Raw genomic sequence first — 15065 nt, 5'->3', positions numbered from 1 at the left:
GCTGATGCCACCCGCCCCTCACAACCACCCGCGCCGCCCCGCCTGCAACCCCGCCTGGAACCGCGTCGTGGCCCCCAGCCTGCCCTGCAGCGCCGACACCCGCCGCACCACCGTCCGCCGGTTCACGCCGACCCGCCGTGCGATCGCGTCGTCCGTGGCGCCGGTGGCCAGCAGCGTGAGGATGAGCCGGTCGCGCTCGTCCAGCGGCGCGTCGGCGTCGGACGAGACCGGCACCGCCAGCCGCCACAGGGCCTCGAACAGGTGGATCAGCGCGTCCAGCAGGGCCGAGGGCCGGACCAGCAGCACCGTCGCGTCGGCCGGCAGCGGCACGGCGGCCAGGTCGTCGTCTGCGAGGACCAGCTTCATCGGCGGGTCGGCCAGCGTGCGGGCCTGCTCGCCGCGCTCCACCATGCGCACCAGATTCGGTCCGGCGACCGGGTCGTCGCACGCCGCCCGGGAGTAGACCACGCGGTAGGCGATGCCCTCGGCCATCCGCGCGGCCTGCAACACCTCCTGCGCCGCGTAGTTCTCGGCGGTGCCGTGGTAGGGCGGCATGTCGATGATCCGCAGTTCGCGGCGGGCGGCGCGCTGCATCCGCTCGACCGCCTCCTGGCCGGCGGCGATGCCGTCGACGGCCTCGACCGCCGGGTAGGCGGGCCAGCGCGACGCGGCGCCGTCGCCGCGTCCGAGGAACGCGGCGTCCGCCCGCCGGGCCGCCCGGAACAGCCGGTCCAGCTCCTCGCCGGTGTCGCGCAGCGCGTCGACGCTGTCCGCGTTGCGGCGCAGCGCGTCCTCCAAGGCGCGGTAGATCTGCCCGCGATCGAGCCGGGAGTCGAACACGTCCGGCACTTGGCCCCCCACTATGCGCCGTCGAACACGATGTCCAAGAGCCTAGTGCGGGTGGTGGCTCATGTGCGCCACGGCGCACATGAGGCCGGTCACCTTCCTCGACTATCGCAGCCCTTTGCTATGAGATGGCGGACGTCCCCGCAAGACAGAGAACTTAGGAGCCACCTCGTGAAACGGACCCTCGCCGTCTCCGTCGCGGCGCTGACGCTGGCCGTCGGCGCCGTCGCCGGTTCGGTCGCCGCGCCGGCCGCCGCGCGCGCCGACGCCGGCCCGCCGCCGCTGACCGACGGCTACGGCCTGACCCAGATCCCGACCGAGGCCCAGTACACCCGCACCAACACCGCCTTCGACTTCGTCATCACCGTGTCCACGCCCCAGGTCGCCGGGCAGCCGGAGCTGGACAACGGCGGCCACCACATCCGGATCGTGCTGCCTTCCGACTACTACAGCAACCCGGACAAGCGGTATCCGGTCCTGTACCTGCTGAACGGCTCCAGCCCCGGCGCGGATCCGGCGGACTACTGGGGCTTCCCGCAGATCAACAGCACCTCCGGCATGATCTTCGTGATGCCGGACGGCGGCCCGCGCGGCTGGTACGCGAACTGGCTCAACCAGAACAGCGCCGCCGGGGCGCAGAACTGGGAGAACTTCCACATCGACCAGGTGATCCCGTTCATCGACGCCAACCTGCGCACCCGCGCGGACAAGGCGCACCGCGGCATCGCCGGCATCTCCATGGGCGGCTTCGGCGCCATCCGCTACGCCGAGCGCCACCCCGACCTCTTCTCGCAGGTCGCCAGCATGTCCGGGGACCTGGACCTGACCCGGGACTCGATGGACCTGCGCGAGGCCGCGGTGGCCTCCCTGACCAACGTCCCGGTCAGCTTCGCGCCGAGCCCGACGGTGGGCAGCGACGACCTGTTCGGCACGCCGTATCCGATCTCGATCAACTACCCCTACAGCGACGTCCTCTGGAACGACGCCAGCCCCGGAACCCACGCCGCGAACCTGAACGGCATCGGGGTCTCGGTCTACGTCGGCAACGGCGGCGGCGGCGCGGTGCCGCCGGTCAGCGACCCGACGCCGTGGGCCAACCGCTTCCTGGAGTGGTGGGTCCACAGCTCGGCGCAGCACTTCAAGGCGGCGCTCGACGCCGCCGGGGTCCCGTCGCACTACGTGGACTACGGCGACGGCACCGGCACCGCGTGGGCCGACTGCTACGGCGGGCACAACGGGATGTGCTGGCTGCACGACATGGACGACCTGATGCCGCGGATGCAGCAGGCGCTCGGCGCGGTCTGACGGTGACGGGGACGGCGCCGTCAACGCACGGCGCCGTCCCCGTGTTCGACGACGGACCCGTCCCGCACCTCCCAGACGCGGCCGTACCCGACACGCTCGGCGAAGTAGGCGTCGTGCGTGACCATCAGGACCGTGCCGGTGAACTCGCGCAGCGCCTGCTCGACGACGTCGAGCGAGTCGAAGTCCAGGTAGTTCGTCGGTTCGTCGAGCAGCAGCACGCGCGCCGGGCTGTTGACGATCACCGCCAGCAGCAACCGCCTGAGCTCTCCCGCGCTCAGGTCGCGCAGCGGCGTCGACCAGTCGTCGGGGCCGAACAGGTAGGCGCCGAGCAGCTGTTCGGCGTCCTCGGGATAGACCGGGACCTGGGAGCGGAAGTACGCGAACACGGTCTGGGCCGTGCGCAGCAGATCGTGGGTCTGCGGCAGCACGGCCACGGTCGAGCCCGGGGACGCCAGCACGCTGCCCTCGTCCGGCTCCGTCTGCCCGGCGAGGATCCGCAGCAGCGTCGTCTTCCCGGCTCCGTTCCGGCCGGACACCAGGATCCAGTCGCCGCCGCGCACCTCGACGTCCACCCGGTCCAGGACCGGGCGCCCACCGAACGCCGCGCTGACCGCCTTCGCCGCGAGCACGACGTCGTCGGACGTCGCCTTGTCGGGGAACGCCAGCGCCAGCGCCGGCCGGGTCTGCGGCTCGGCGATCCACGTCATCGACTGGATCTGCCGCTCCAGACGCTTCTCGCGGGCCTTGGCCTTCTTGGCCACCTTCTTCGCGATGCGCCGCCAGTGGTCGTTCCGGGTGGCCAGCTCCGTGCTCAGCGAGTGCGACTTCGTATCCTCGATGTCCGCCTCCAGGCGCCGCCGGTACTTCTCCTGCGCCTCGTAGTCGAGCAGCAGGCTCGCCCAGCGGCGCGCCTTCTCCGCGCGGTAGGCGGTGTATCCGCCCTCGTAGGTCTGGAGCTCGGTGTCGACGCCGTCGAGTTCGAAGATCCGGGTCGCGACCCGGTCCAGGAACGCCCGGTCGTGGGTGACCATCAGGATCCCGCCGGAGAAGTCGGCCAGGTAGGAGGCGAGCCATTCCACGCCGGCGGCGTCGAGGTGGTTGGTCGGCTCGTCCAGCACCAGGATGTCCGGGCGGCGCAGCAGCAGCCGGCCGAGCATCAGCCGTGCCTGCTCTCCGCCGCTGACCCGCGCCAGCGGCGTGTCGGCGGGCAGGTGCGCGATGTCCAGGCGGTCGCGGACCTCGGCCAGGCGGCTCTCGGCGAGCCAGCCCTGCAGCGCGGTCCAGCGGTCCTGGACCTCGCCGTATTCGGCGAGCAGTTCGTCGGTGCCGCCGGGGTCGTCGGTCCTGTCGGGTCTATCGGGTCTATCGGGCCTGTCGCGGCTTCTGGCCGGCCTGTCGGGGCTGTCCGGGCTGTCGGTGCCGTCGGCCAGCCGGGAGGCCAGGGCCTCCATGCGCCGGCCGAGCTCGTGGACCTCGCCGAGCCCCTCGGCCAGGAAGTCGCCGACGAGCGCGTCCGGATCCGGCACCTGCTGGGCGAAGAACCCGAGCTCGGCGTGCGGGGCCGACGTCACCCGGCCGGAACTGGGGGACTCCTGCCCGGTCAGACAGCGGAGCAGCGTGGACTTGCCGACGCCGTTCGGCCCGACCAGGCCGATCCGGTCCCCGGCGCCGACGACGAACGCGACGTCGCGGAACAGCGGCTCGGCGTCGTAGGACTTGGAAAGATTCTCGACTTTGAGGAATGCGGCAGGCATAAAGGGCTCCTTCGCCATGCGCCGGAAAAACGGCCAGTGGTCAGCGAAGTGCCGAGGAGGAAGCGACTTCCTAGCTCGGCGAACCCTTGCTCAGCATCAATACCTGCTTCGATCCGGACCGCGGAATCGGTCCTCGCGCCACCGATCATACGGAACCCGACCGGTGGCGCAAACGGACTTTCAACCGCGGCGCGCAAGTGCGGCGTGTCGCGGACGCTGTCAGCTCGGCGGACCGTCAGGTCGGCAGATCGCCCGCGAGCACCCGCTCCCGCGCGGCCGAGAACAGGTCGGGAAGCAGCACCCGGGGGCGCTCGTTGTCGCGGCTGATGCCCAGCGAAGCCAGGAAGTCAGCCCTCCAGGTCTCGATCGGCCTGGTGCCCTTGCCGCCGGCGGCCTTCATCCACGGCCCGGACGGTGTGGCTGCCGATGCCGATCAGGTCGGCCGGCCGCTGTCAGCGCTCGGCGTCGAGGATGGGGTCGAGCGCCTTCAACGCCAGGTGCCACGGGAATCGGTCCGCGTTGTCGGTCCGCGGCGGATGCGGCTCGATCATGCCGGGCCCGACCAGGACGTGGACCCCGGCGGCGCGCAGCTCGTCCAGCGAGCGCTGATAGACCCGGTTGGCGGCGAAGGCGCTGTTGACGTTCGGCAACAGCGCGATCGGGACACCGGCGCCGCCGAACTCGGCGAGCAGCCCGAGGGCGTAGCAGTCGGCGGCGCCCGCGGCCCACTTGTTGACGGTGTTGTAGGAGGCGGGCGCGACGATGATCGCGTCGGGAGTAGGAAGCGAACCGCCTTCGGCAGGATTACGCCAGCGAGAGCGGACAGGATGACCGCAGGCATTCTCGACGGCGGTGAGGTCGAGGAAGTCTTCGGCGGTGGGGGTCGGGATGACGTAGGTGTCCCAGCCCCGGACTCGGGCGGCTTCAATGAGGACGGTCACGCGATCGGCGGGGCCGGCTGCGCAGACGATGATGTAGAGGACTGGCGCGTGGGTGTCGGTCACGCGAAGAGATCTAGCGGGTCGGCTCGCGCTGCGCCACTCGCGTTCAGGGCGCGGTCACCACGATCCCTCCGCACGGATGCCCCTCGCGCAGACGGCGGATCGAGGTGCCCGTCGGTAGCGGATGAGCGCGGTCGATCATCGGCCTGAGCTCGCCGGGTTCGATGAGCTCGGTGAGCGCGGCCAGATCGGCAGCGCGGGTCAGCGCGAGGAGGTTGCGCAGCTTCTGACTGACGAAGGGCGAGGTCGAGACGGCGCGTATGACGAGCGTGCCGTGGTGCGTGAGGGCTTTGCGGAGGTGGGACAACGGGCGGTTGCCGGCTATGTCGAGAATGACGTTGTAACGGGCGGGTCTGGTCGGGGCCCGGGACGTCCTGCTGGACGTAGTGGATGACGTGGGCCACGCCGACTCGACGAGCTGGCGCACCTTCTTGAGCATCGGCTCGCCGAACCGCTTGGTCTCGCGCTTGCGCGACGGGCGTAGCAGCGTGATACCGAGCGCGGCCAGGTTGTTCTCGAATGCTGCGCCGGCGAAGCCCTTGTCGGCGATCAGCAGGATCGTTCCGCGTTCGGCGATCAGGTCGGCGTCGACCTCCAGCATTGCCGCCAGGACCTCCCGCTCGCCCATCTTGGCGTTGGCCAGCGCCCACAGGATCGGCATGCCGGTCGGGGTGCAGACCAGGTACAGGCGCAGCCCCCAGAGTTACCGGGAATGTGATGCGCAAGTAGCCGTAGGAGGCCCATCCGGCCAGGTTGGAGCGTTTCACGCTGGGCCGGGACATGGCGCACGGCACCGGGGTGGAGTCCACGATCCAGTGGTTGTCGAACCAGAAGTCGCTGTCCCGGGCCAGGTCCCGGATGATCCGCTTGACCAGCGGCAGCGCCGAGCGGGTCGGCAGGTACGGGAACAGCCCGGTCGGGTGCTTGCGCGCGTACCGCATCCACCGGCATTCCGAGCGGTGGCCGAGCAGCGCTTGAGCCACGGCCAGGCACAGTAGTTCGGAGGCGCTGAGCTTGGGCGGACGGCCGAAGCACTTGATACCTCCGTACTCATCGTCGATCTTCACGTACAGTGCCGTAACGAGGGTCTCCGGGTTTTTCTCCACAAGTCAGATCATGGAGACCCTCACCTCATGCCCGGGCTGCTTTGGACAACTCGTCGAGCCGCTCAGCAGGTTGGCATGCCTCCGTGCGGACTGTTGACCACCAGCGGCAGAGATCCTTCAGCAAGGTAGAAGTGCCTGGGGAAGTAGTCGATGTGGAGGTGGCCGCCATCCTCAGTCGACGCCATGTCACGAAGATTTTCCGCGAACACAGTGCGGCTCGCGACGTCACCGCTGATCATGAGGATCTGCCGCTCGGAGTCTAGACGAAGAAGCACCCCAGGACCGGAGGACGCCCTGACCTCGACACCTGCCAGATCGTGGCTATCGGGAGAGGGCGTCGAGCTGAGCAATCCCACGCCCATTTCCACCGCGTCGGCCAAGGCATTCAGCTCTTCCGTCGAGGCGGTGAGATCAACTTCGCTGTACTCGGGGCCAGAAGCCAGTCGCATGTGCAGCACTCCTTCAATATCGAACCCCACGGTCAGCGGTAACGACACGATGATACGAAGCACTTCGGAGCAACTCGTCTACGCGTGCGAACTCAGCGAAGGTGCCGACTCCGGACCCGAGGACGGCGTCTCCCACCTTGAACCCGTCGACCTCCGCGCCGACCTCCTCGACCCACCCCGCCAGATCCCGTCCCGGCACCGGCGGCACGTACCACGACCTCGTCGGCCTTGGGGCGTGGTCGGTCCATGTCTTGGAGTGAGAGGACGTCGGTCGTGCCGTAGCGGCGTTGCAGGACAGCTTTCATTTCGTCGCCACCAAAGTAAGGGCTCTGAAGTCCTCTTCTGGCCAGGTAGGGCTGGCCGGGTGGTTCCGAAATAGAGGCGCAGGGCTACAGCCAACCCCGCTGGGCGGCTTTCAGACCGGCCTCAAAGCGGCTACTGGCGTCCAGCCGCTCCATGAGACCGGCCATCTGGCGACTGACGGTGCGGAGGCCGAGGCCGAGCCGCTTTGCTGCGGCCTCGTCGGTCATGCCTTGGGCGAGGAGAAGCAGAATCTCTCGTTCCGAGGCGGACAGGCCGCTGTCCACATCGCGCGCCCGGTCCGCGGCGAGAGGCACCGCCGAGGCCCAGGCCTGCTCATAGACCGCGAGTAACGAGGCGACGATTGCCTGCTCGCTCGTGCACAGTGCCCCGGCTTTGGTGTTCGCGGGGTCGATGGGGACCAGCACAGTCTGTCGATCGACGATGATCATGCGTGGAGGCAGCAGCGGTGCGGTGCGCACCTGCCCACCCAGGTCGGTCAGCCACCGCGCGTAGTCGTAGGTGGGGGCGTCATTGCGCACGCTGTCCTGATATAGGGTCTGAACGTCCAGGCCGCGTTCCAAGGCAGCGAGATCGAGCGGCCGTGAGTCCTCCAGGCTGGCTGCGGACTGAGCTCCGCCGGGCATCACAGATAAGCACTCGCTCTGTGCTTCTTTGGCGAGTATCTCGAGCTTGGCTCCGATCGCGTCGAGGCCGATCAAGCGCTCGGTGCCGCTGTCAGGGCTCCCGGACGACGCGCGGCCGTATTCGGCGACCGCCGCGGCTGCGGCCGCCTTCTTCGCTGCCAACTCCTGGGTCTTGCGGGCCAGTTCGGCCTCTTGGCGGCGCATCATAAGGTCCAGGGCGACCTCTGGTTTGATCGCGCGGAAGGCGCCGGGAAGGTCCCGGGACGGGCGGACGAACGCCAACTCTGCCAACTCGTCCAGTCCAGCCCGGACAGCTCGTTCGTCCTGTTCGGTCGCGGTGATCAGCGCCTCGAGGTCGGCACTGCTGTCCGCGAGCATCGCGGTGTAGACGGCCTCTGCCGTCGACGACAGGCCAAGCACGCTCAGTACCAATGTCCCACCCCGTTCAAGCCCGCGGATGATCGCGCACCCGTTCGATGCACACGATGCCAGCGTGGTCATCTTCGGCGCAACACACTTGGCGGTCGTGACCAGCCAGTGGCGTGATCCTGCCGGGCGTGTTCGTGCCACGGCCACGCCATTCCCCCCGGCCCGGACGCCCGGCAGCATTCATAGTGCAGCGGGAAACGCCGGAAACGAAAAGCCTGAAGCATCCGGTACCACTCCCGATCTCCCTGGACACGAATGTGGGTACCGCCATGTCGAAAATCGGTTTCTTCACCGCCGCCGCCGGGCTCGCCATCGTCTCGGCCGCGACGATCTCGGCGCCGACGACGTTGATGGCAGGTTTCGGCTGGGACTCCCCGGCGCCCACCGCCGCGACCGTTGTCGCGGCGTCGCCCGCGGGATTCGGCTGGGACGGTTCCGCGCCCACCACCACCTTGGCCGCCGCGCCGGTTGCCGCGGTAGCTGACGGCTTCGGTTGGGACTGATCGGCCATGTACATGGTCCACCTGGCCTTGACCAGCCTAAGTACACCGGCTCCCGTGCAGGGTGACGCCGAACAGGTCGAAGACCGGATCTGGGCCCGTGCGGCCGCCGACCTCGGTATCCAGCATGTGCATGCCCGAGCCGGACGGTGCCGCATCGATCTGGCGGTCTTCCTCGCAGGGGCCGCACCGCCGGAATCCTCGAATGGTGCAAGTCCGGTCCAGAACATTCTCGCACTCTTACCGGAATGGACCCTTACGGCGCCTGACGAGGGCTACGAGGCGTAGGTCCCAATGCCTCTCGGCTGGATGCAGGCATATCTGTTCGTGCTCTGAAACAAATCTCATCGAATCAGTTTCGAAGGAGTGCTTGTGAATACTCGGACGCAACGGCTTCGACGCCTCTGGCGGGCCACGTGCGTACCCTTGGCCGTCAGTCTGTGCGCTACTGTGCTCACCGCGCCGACGGTTCTGCTGACAGCCGCGACGGCCGCAGCCGACGCAACGCCTTCGCCCCAGCAGGTCACGGTCGACAACGTTCAGTTGACCATCGCCACCAAAGACTTCCCCTCTGCCTCGCTTACCGCATCGCAGCCAGGGGACGCGCTGCAGGGTGCCGACGCGACCGTGAACGCTCCGACCTTCGCGCGCTTCTCGATCGTCGGGGTGCCCTTCGGTTATGGCGATGCCGACGAGGACCCCGCACTGGGCGACGCCGCGACGGGGCAGGCCGAGACGTGGCAGCAGACCCTCTCCGCCGACTGGGCCTCCCAGGGCGCCACCGTCGGCACCGGACCGGTCGCGAACCTGTTCGGTCAGCAGGTTGCCGGCACCCTGATCCAGCCCACGATCCCAGCAGACGGCATTACCCCGCGCCAAGTCGACATGGTGCAGTGGGTCGTGGAGGCCGGTGGGCGTCTGTGGATCGTCAAGGATATGCAGGACCACACCGCCGACACCGCTGCGTTCGCTACCGACCTCACCGTCACCTCCCCGAACGTGGATGTCGCCACCTCGATCGGCACCGGTGCCGGAACCGGCGCCGTCACGTCGCCGAACCAGACCTATGCCGTCGGCAACGCCATGAGCATGGCGGTGTCTGGAAACGGCACTACTTCCGGCGAGACCTCCAGCCTCCCGGCACTGCCGAGGCCGAGTTGGTGGAAGGGCTCGGGGCCTTGCGACTCCGGCAACAGCACCAGCAAGTACCCGAACTTCGCGCTGCACAACAGCCACGGCGTCGTTCCCAGCTTCCGCGGCCTGGTCGCATGCGGACCGACGCGTAGCGACAGAGCCAACGTCCACGACGGCGAACCCACGGTCTCCATAGGCGGCTTCGGCGAGTACGAGTGGGAGTGCGTTGAGCTCTCCCAGCGCTACCTCTACCTCGCCGGGTACACCAGCGGTGGCTATGGATCGATGGGCAACACGGTCGTCGACCATTATCCGGGCACCAAGATGAAGAAAATCGCGAACAACGCCGTGGCTGGAGTGGTGCCCGTCGCCGGCGATGTGGTCAGCATGAACCACTCCAACTATGCCGGTCACACCGCCGTCGTCATCGGCAGTAACGTCGACTCCTCCGGCAACGGCGTCATCACCGTCCTGCAGAACAACTGGGACGATACCGGTGTCGGTACGATGAAGGTCACAGGTTGGAAGGTGCACAGCGAGAATGACTGGGGCGGCACCGACGTCAACTGGCTGCACGACCCCAACAACACGGGGACCAGCGGTCCGCCCCCGGCAACTCCCGGCGTCACCCTCGGTGGGGTCACTGACGGTCAGCAGAACGTCACTGGTACCGTGACCCTCACGGCGAATCCAAGCATGGCCGTAGACGGCGTCTACTATCACATCGTCAACCAGAGTACTGGGTACGACACCGTCTCGCCCGAGATCTTCGGCGGAGCGCCGTATTCGTACTCTGTTAACACTCTCAATCTGCCGAACGGTACTTACAGGGCTTACGCGACGGCGCCGCTGAGCGGTCATCCCACGGGAATATCCCGGCAGAGCGCATTCACCGTCAACAACAACCCGATCCCCGCTCCGCCTCAGCTCACGGTACCTTCGGGGCGCAGCTTCGGAACCGTGGACTTGTCCGCAACCTCAAGTGGCGCGACCCAGATCACCTACTTCGTAGACGGAGCGAACATCGGAAACTCGCCGTCGGGCGGAACGCTGAACTGGAACACCGTCAACGTCACCGATGGGCCGCATGCGATCACCGCAGTCGCACGTAACGGCGCTGGTTCCTCAACCCTGTCGACGGCGAAGAGCGTCATCATCGACAACAACCGGTCTCACAGTTCGTCACCGGCGGCCGCACAGTCCAACGGGACGGTCGATGTGCTGTTCGCCGGAGCAGACGGTACTCCGAACCACACGTTCTTCCTGCCGGGCGGACAATGGACGGTCCCGGCAAGCATGGGGCCGGCGGGCTCAGGGATGGCGTCGCAGGTGTCGACCGTGACCTCCAGCGCAGGCGTCGTGGACGCCTTCTGGAAGGGCGTCGACGGGAACCTGTGGCATGTCTTCTACTACCCACCCACCGCGAGTTGGAGCCAGCCCCAGATCATCCCCGGTATGGGGACGCTGGGTGGCGCGCCCTTCGCGGTCGCCGACACGACGGGCAGGATCGACGTGTTCTGGAAGGGCGCCGACGCCGTAGCGCACCTGTGGCACACGTCGTATGACGGGAACTGGGCCTCCAGCCCGGATGATCTCACCCCGAACGTCGACGCGACCAGCGACCTGGCCTCGGACCCCGCGCCGGTCGTGACGGCTCCAGGTACCGTCGACGTGTTCTGGAAGGGCGGCAACGGTACGCTGTGGCACGTCTTCGACCTGGCCGGCAGGCCCTGGGCCAGCCCGAACGCCATTCCGAACATGGGGACGCTCGGCGGCGCGCCGAAGGCCGTCGGCCAGATCGACGGAACGGTCGACGTGTTCTGGAAGGGCGGCGACGCCATCGCTCATCTGTGGCACGCCGCCTACCACGGGAGCTGGTCGACTCAGCCGGATGACCTCACTCCGAGCGCCGACGCGGCTGGCGACCTGGGCTCGGACCCGGTGCCCGTGTCGTCGGCCCCCGGCACCGTCGACGTGTTCTGGCAGGGTGGCAACGGTACGCTCTGGCACGTCTTCGATCTGGCCGGGAACCCTTGGGCCAACCCGACCGCGATTCCGAACATCGGAACGATCGGCGGGACTCCCTTCGCGGCCGCTCAGCCGAACGGCACCATCGACGTGTTCTGGAAGGCCACCGGCTCCACCCCCGGTATGTGGCACACCTGGTGGAACCCCGGCGGCACTTGGGGCAGTGTGCCGGCACAGTCCCTCGGCGGTGCGATGGCGACGAACTTCTAGGCCGAGTAGCCCAGCCAGGTGATCAGGCCCGGCTCCAGCGGTGGACCCGTTGGAGCCGGGCCCGTGTGCTACTTGGAGCTTTGTGAGCTCATCTCAAGATTCTTGAGCAGCAGTGGCCGATCCACGTTCCCGTGCCAGCGGTAGTTGTGCGAACGACGTTCAGGGGCACCAAGGATCATCGATGACCGTGTTTAGCGGGTCAGGGCCTGCATTTGGATCTCTCGTCGGCGCAGAGCACAGCCGTGCTCGTCGGCGGGGCCCAGGACGCAGGTCCGTGACGTCCCGCACTTTGTCGTCGAGTGGCGGGTCGGTGGAGACCTCGAAGTTCTCATAAGGTGCGGCTTGCCGGATCACCCAGACCCGCAGCACATCGCGAAATCAGGGCCACGTCACGGACCACCGAAACCGCCGCCATCTGGCCGTGGCCACGCCAACCTCCCAATCAGCTCACTAGCCCGTAGCACCCCCCGTCTCCCGCGCCCGCTCCGCCGCGAGCCGCACCAGCGGCGACCGCTGAAACGCCCGCGCGACCTCTACCAGCCACCTCGACTCAGCGCCCGCGTCCGTCCCCGGTGCCTGGTCGGTGACCGGGTCGCTGGTCGTCGGCTCGAACTGGCGATCGTGGCGGAGGTTCTCCACCGCGACCGCCAGTGCTGCCGCCTCCAGCTCCGCTGTCGAGTGGCCGTGCACGTCGACTCCGGCCGCTGCGAGCCACTCCGTGAAGTGCGGCTGCCGGTGCTGGCGCAGCGCCAGGCGTGCGTCGTGGATCTCGATGGCGCGGCGGTAGGCGAGGAACTCGATGTCTGCTGCCGCACCGGGACGGGGGCGGTCGTCGGGGGCGAGGGCGATTTCGGGGAGGGCGCGGTGGAGAGCCGACCACAGTGGGCCGAGCGCCCGGTAGCGCCGGTACGCGCGCCACCAGCGGCGTGGGGCTGTCAGCGCTCTGCCCCAGCCGCGGACCGTGGCGCCGGCGAGGAGGAGGATCGCGCAGCTCACGCCGAACAGGTTGGAGATCGAGTCGTCGCTGCCGCCCTGGAAGCCGTGGCGGGCCACGCTCAGGATGTCGTCCAGCGTCCACATGGTCCAGACGCCGCCGAGTGCGATCGCCGCCACCACGAGTTGGACGCCGATCCGTAGTTGGCGGGAGTGGCCGTGGCGTGCTTGGGGGAGGAGGGCGGCGGCTAGAACTGCGAGGCAGAACAGGGTGTAGCCGACGAACAGGAAGGAGCGCGCGACCAGTGCCCAGCGGCCTGGCATGTCGACGCTCAGTGTCCCGTCGGCCGTGGCCTCCGGGCGGGCCAAGGCGAACAGGGCGCCCATCACCAGCTGCACCACGATCGCGGGGACCAGCCAAGACCGGGGTGACGGGGATGAGTGAGCTGACTGAGTCGAGTCGTTCAGGGAAGTCGCCGAGGTGGCCGGAGCATCCCCGCTCACCGGCTGGAGTGCGGAGGCCACCCCGACCAGGCAGCTCACCGCCGCCGTTCGCAGCGAGTCGCCCAGGCCCACCACGCCCGCCTCGCCGACCCCCACGTCCGTCAGCAGTCGCAGGCTCGCGGGCGCGAGAATCACCAGTGAGCAGGCCTCGAAGAGCCCGAAGCCGTAGACCACCCAGCGGAACGGGTCCGGGGCCGTCCTTCGGCCCGAGCTGAACCGGTACCCGACGAAGCCCAACAGCACCGCCGTACCCGCATACGCTCCCAGGTCCGAAGCCAGCGCCATCAGGAGCGGCCGACGCCGAACAGGACGCCGACGCGCGTGGTGTCGTCGCCTGCGTTCGGGTCCGGTGTTGACGCCGCGTCGGCCACTGCGCGCGCTGCGGAGGAGGCCTGGGCCGCGGCCTTGCAGCGGATCAGGGATGCCAGGAGCTCTGCTTCGCGCTCTTGTGGCGCGTTGTAGGCGGTGCGGCCCAGGACTCGCTGCACCAGGCTGGAGGGCAGGGTTGGGAACAGGCCGCTCGCTGAGCCCGTCTGCATGGGGGCTGCCTGGTCGTGGCCGCACAGGAGGTGGGCGGCCTCGTGAAGGATGATGTGCTCGCGGTGCAGGGCCGCGGTGTCGGCGAAGTACACGATCACGTCCGTGTGCTCCATGGTCACCAGGAGGCCGCAGGGGACGCGGGGGCGGGAGCTGACCGGGACCAGCTCGATCGGGCGGCCGCGGTCGGCGGCGAGGCGGGCGACGAACGCCTCGGCGGTGAAGGGTTGGGGTAGGTCCAGGCGCTCGACGGTGTCCCGGCAGCGCCGCAGCAGTGTGCGCCGGCCTGGTGCGATACGCATGGGACCCCCCAACTTCCCCGCCGGACCGTTCGGCGACTGCTGACGGTTACGGTCCGCCCCTCGCGGTGTTCGACTTGCCCTCGCGCCGGGCGAGGACGTCGATCATATCGCTGATGGTGTCGATCGACTCCGGGGACAGATTCACCGCGCGCAGGGCCACGCTGCGGACGCCGGCATCGCGGAGGGCGCCGAGCAGTTCCAGGTCGCGGGTGATGGCTGCGGCCTGTTCGTCATCGAAGAAGTAGGTGGCCGGGACCTCGAAGAAGCGGGCCAGGGCCTCGACGTGCCGGAGCGTCGGGTTGGCCCGGCGCCCGGTCCGCAGCTGCCACAGGTAGGTCGCCGAGAAGGTCTCGCCCGTGGCCTCCCGGCACGCGCGGGCCACGTCCTCATTGCTGTAAGGCTCGCCGTCGGGGCGCCGCACGACCCGGAACAGGGTGTCGATCCGCTCGGCGAGGGCCGGGCGCGCCGATGCGGATGATTCCTCCGTCACCGCGTGCCTCCCTCCACACACCGTCGGGCGTCGCAGACTGCCCGCATCCGTCACCAGTAGTTTCCCATATGAGAGCGGTCCGGTATCGGCGCGGCCCGCTATTGGTCGGTCAGGGACTTGCTTCGCTTGCCGGTATTTGTGCCTTTAATGCTGATGGTTCGAGAGTTAATACGGACGGCACGGCCTCCGGGAAGCTGACGCGCAGCAGTCCGTAGCCGACCCCGGCCAGACCGTGCAGGAAGCCGGGCGTCGGCACCGCGCCGGGCGTGCCGTTGAAGGCGGCGCCGCTGGCGACCGGGTCGGGGAGGCGTGCGACGCGGCGTTCGAGCGTGGCGCGCGCCTGGGAGTTGCCTGAGCTGCCGGAGGTCCCGGAGCTGCCGGAGCCGCCGTAGGCCAGGATCGCCAGCGCTTCGAGCACGCCGAACTCGCCGTGGCAGACGGTCAGGTCGGTGAGCGGCGGGCTGCTGGCCAGGCGGGCCAGCCAGATCGTCAGGTCCGCGGCGTCCAGGGCGCCCGCGGCGGCGCGGCTGGCCAGGCCGTGGCACCAGCTGTCGTTGAACAGGTCCGGGTGGGTGGGCGCGGGCGGGTCG

General features: G+C 68.8%; 16 protein-coding genes and 1 pseudogene. 4 read left to right on the top strand and 13 right to left on the bottom strand.

Annotated elements, in window-relative coordinates:
* Positions 1-18: 18 nt before the first annotated feature.
* On the bottom strand, positions 19-849 hold the full coding sequence (locus ABD466_RS26775) for a helix-turn-helix domain-containing protein (protein WP_344659942.1): 831 nt from the start codon (positions 847-849) through the stop codon (positions 19-21).
* Between the two features lie 168 nt (positions 850-1017).
* On the opposite strand from ABD466_RS26775, the gene ABD466_RS26770 reads away from it, so the two are divergent.
* Positions 1018-2151 (top strand): alpha/beta hydrolase, encoded by a 1134-nt coding sequence (locus tag ABD466_RS26770; RefSeq protein WP_344659941.1) that lies wholly within the window; start codon positions 1018-1020, stop codon positions 2149-2151.
* Positions 2152-2171: 20 nt separating this feature from the next.
* Here ABD466_RS26770 and abc-f read toward each other — a convergent pair whose 3' ends face one another.
* From abc-f to ABD466_RS26730, 8 genes and pseudogenes are all read right to left on the bottom strand, one after another.
* Positions 2172-3905, bottom strand: coding sequence for a ribosomal protection-like ABC-F family protein (gene abc-f / locus ABD466_RS26765; protein WP_344659940.1), 1734 nt, complete (start codon positions 3903-3905; stop codon positions 2172-2174).
* Between the two features lie 235 nt (positions 3906-4140).
* Entirely contained in the window at positions 4141-4305 is a 165-nt protein-coding gene (locus tag ABD466_RS26760; RefSeq protein ID WP_344659939.1) for a hypothetical protein, read from the bottom strand.
* 52 nt (positions 4306-4357) lie between these two features.
* Positions 4358-4909, bottom strand: coding sequence for a flavoprotein (locus tag ABD466_RS26755; protein ID WP_344659938.1), 552 nt, complete (start codon positions 4907-4909; stop codon positions 4358-4360).
* 43 nt (positions 4910-4952) lie between these two features.
* A complete protein-coding gene (locus ABD466_RS44490; RefSeq protein WP_425558748.1) occupies positions 4953-5333 on the bottom strand; it encodes a zinc-binding dehydrogenase in 381 nt (126 codons plus the stop codon).
* A pseudogene (locus ABD466_RS44485) lies at positions 5313-6012 on the bottom strand (transposase); the annotation flags it as partial. The pseudogene ABD466_RS44485 and the gene ABD466_RS44490, both read right to left, overlap by 21 nt.
* A gap of 62 nt (positions 6013-6074) precedes the next feature.
* Positions 6075-6524 (bottom strand): Imm32 family immunity protein, encoded by a 450-nt coding sequence (locus ABD466_RS26740; RefSeq protein WP_344659935.1) that lies wholly within the window; start codon positions 6522-6524, stop codon positions 6075-6077.
* Positions 6475-6660, bottom strand: a complete 186-nt coding sequence (locus tag ABD466_RS26735; protein ID WP_344660003.1) for an alcohol dehydrogenase catalytic domain-containing protein — start codon at positions 6658-6660, stop codon at positions 6475-6477. Before ABD466_RS26735 ends, ABD466_RS26740 begins: the two co-directional genes overlap by 50 nt.
* A gap of 190 nt (positions 6661-6850) precedes the next feature.
* Positions 6851-7909: a LuxR C-terminal-related transcriptional regulator gene (locus ABD466_RS26730; protein WP_344659934.1), complete on the bottom strand. Its 1059-nt coding sequence runs from the start codon at positions 7907-7909 to the stop codon at positions 6851-6853.
* 113 nt (positions 7910-8022) lie between these two features.
* On the opposite strand from ABD466_RS26730, the gene ABD466_RS26725 reads away from it, so the two are divergent.
* The 3 genes from ABD466_RS26725 (at position 8023) to ABD466_RS26715 (ending at position 11709) form a co-directional block, all read left to right on the top strand.
* A complete protein-coding gene (locus tag ABD466_RS26725; protein ID WP_344659933.1) occupies positions 8023-8340 on the top strand; it encodes a hypothetical protein in 318 nt (105 codons plus the stop codon).
* A 54-nt stretch (positions 8341-8394) separates the two neighbouring features.
* Complete coding sequence (locus tag ABD466_RS26720) at positions 8395-8625, top strand: hypothetical protein (RefSeq protein WP_344659932.1); 231 nt, start codon at positions 8395-8397, stop codon at positions 8623-8625.
* Positions 8626-8964: 339 nt separating this feature from the next.
* Positions 8965-11709, top strand: a complete 2745-nt coding sequence (locus ABD466_RS26715) for a DUF8189 domain-containing protein (protein WP_344659931.1) — start codon at positions 8965-8967, stop codon at positions 11707-11709.
* Positions 11710-12159: 450 nt separating this feature from the next.
* Here ABD466_RS26715 and ABD466_RS26710 read toward each other — a convergent pair whose 3' ends face one another.
* From ABD466_RS26710 to ABD466_RS26695, 4 genes are all read right to left on the bottom strand, one after another.
* Positions 12160-13431 carry an MAB_1171c family putative transporter gene (locus ABD466_RS26710; protein ID WP_344659930.1) on the bottom strand — a complete coding sequence of 424 codons (1272 nt, stop codon included), beginning with the start codon at positions 13429-13431 and terminating at the stop codon, positions 12160-12162.
* Positions 13431-13985: a ParH-like protein gene (locus ABD466_RS26705; RefSeq protein WP_344659929.1), complete on the bottom strand. Its 555-nt coding sequence runs from the start codon at positions 13983-13985 to the stop codon at positions 13431-13433. The genes ABD466_RS26710 and ABD466_RS26705 overlap by 1 nt, the downstream gene beginning before the upstream one ends.
* A gap of 46 nt (positions 13986-14031) precedes the next feature.
* Positions 14032-14475 carry an XRE family transcriptional regulator gene (locus ABD466_RS26700; RefSeq protein WP_344659928.1) on the bottom strand — a complete coding sequence of 148 codons (444 nt, stop codon included), beginning with the start codon at positions 14473-14475 and terminating at the stop codon, positions 14032-14034.
* A 109-nt stretch (positions 14476-14584) separates the two neighbouring features.
* Positions 14585-15065, bottom strand: a 481-nt coding sequence (locus tag ABD466_RS26695; RefSeq protein ID WP_344659927.1) for a lanthionine synthetase LanC family protein, incomplete at its 5' end; no start/stop codon positions are given.

The organism is Catenulispora subtropica (assembly GCF_039531675.1).
Taxonomy (GTDB): domain Bacteria; phylum Actinomycetota; class Actinomycetes; order Streptomycetales; family Catenulisporaceae; genus Catenulispora; species Catenulispora subtropica.
Note: the sequence above shows the minus strand (reverse complement) of the source record. Positions and strands in the feature narration are given on the sequence as shown.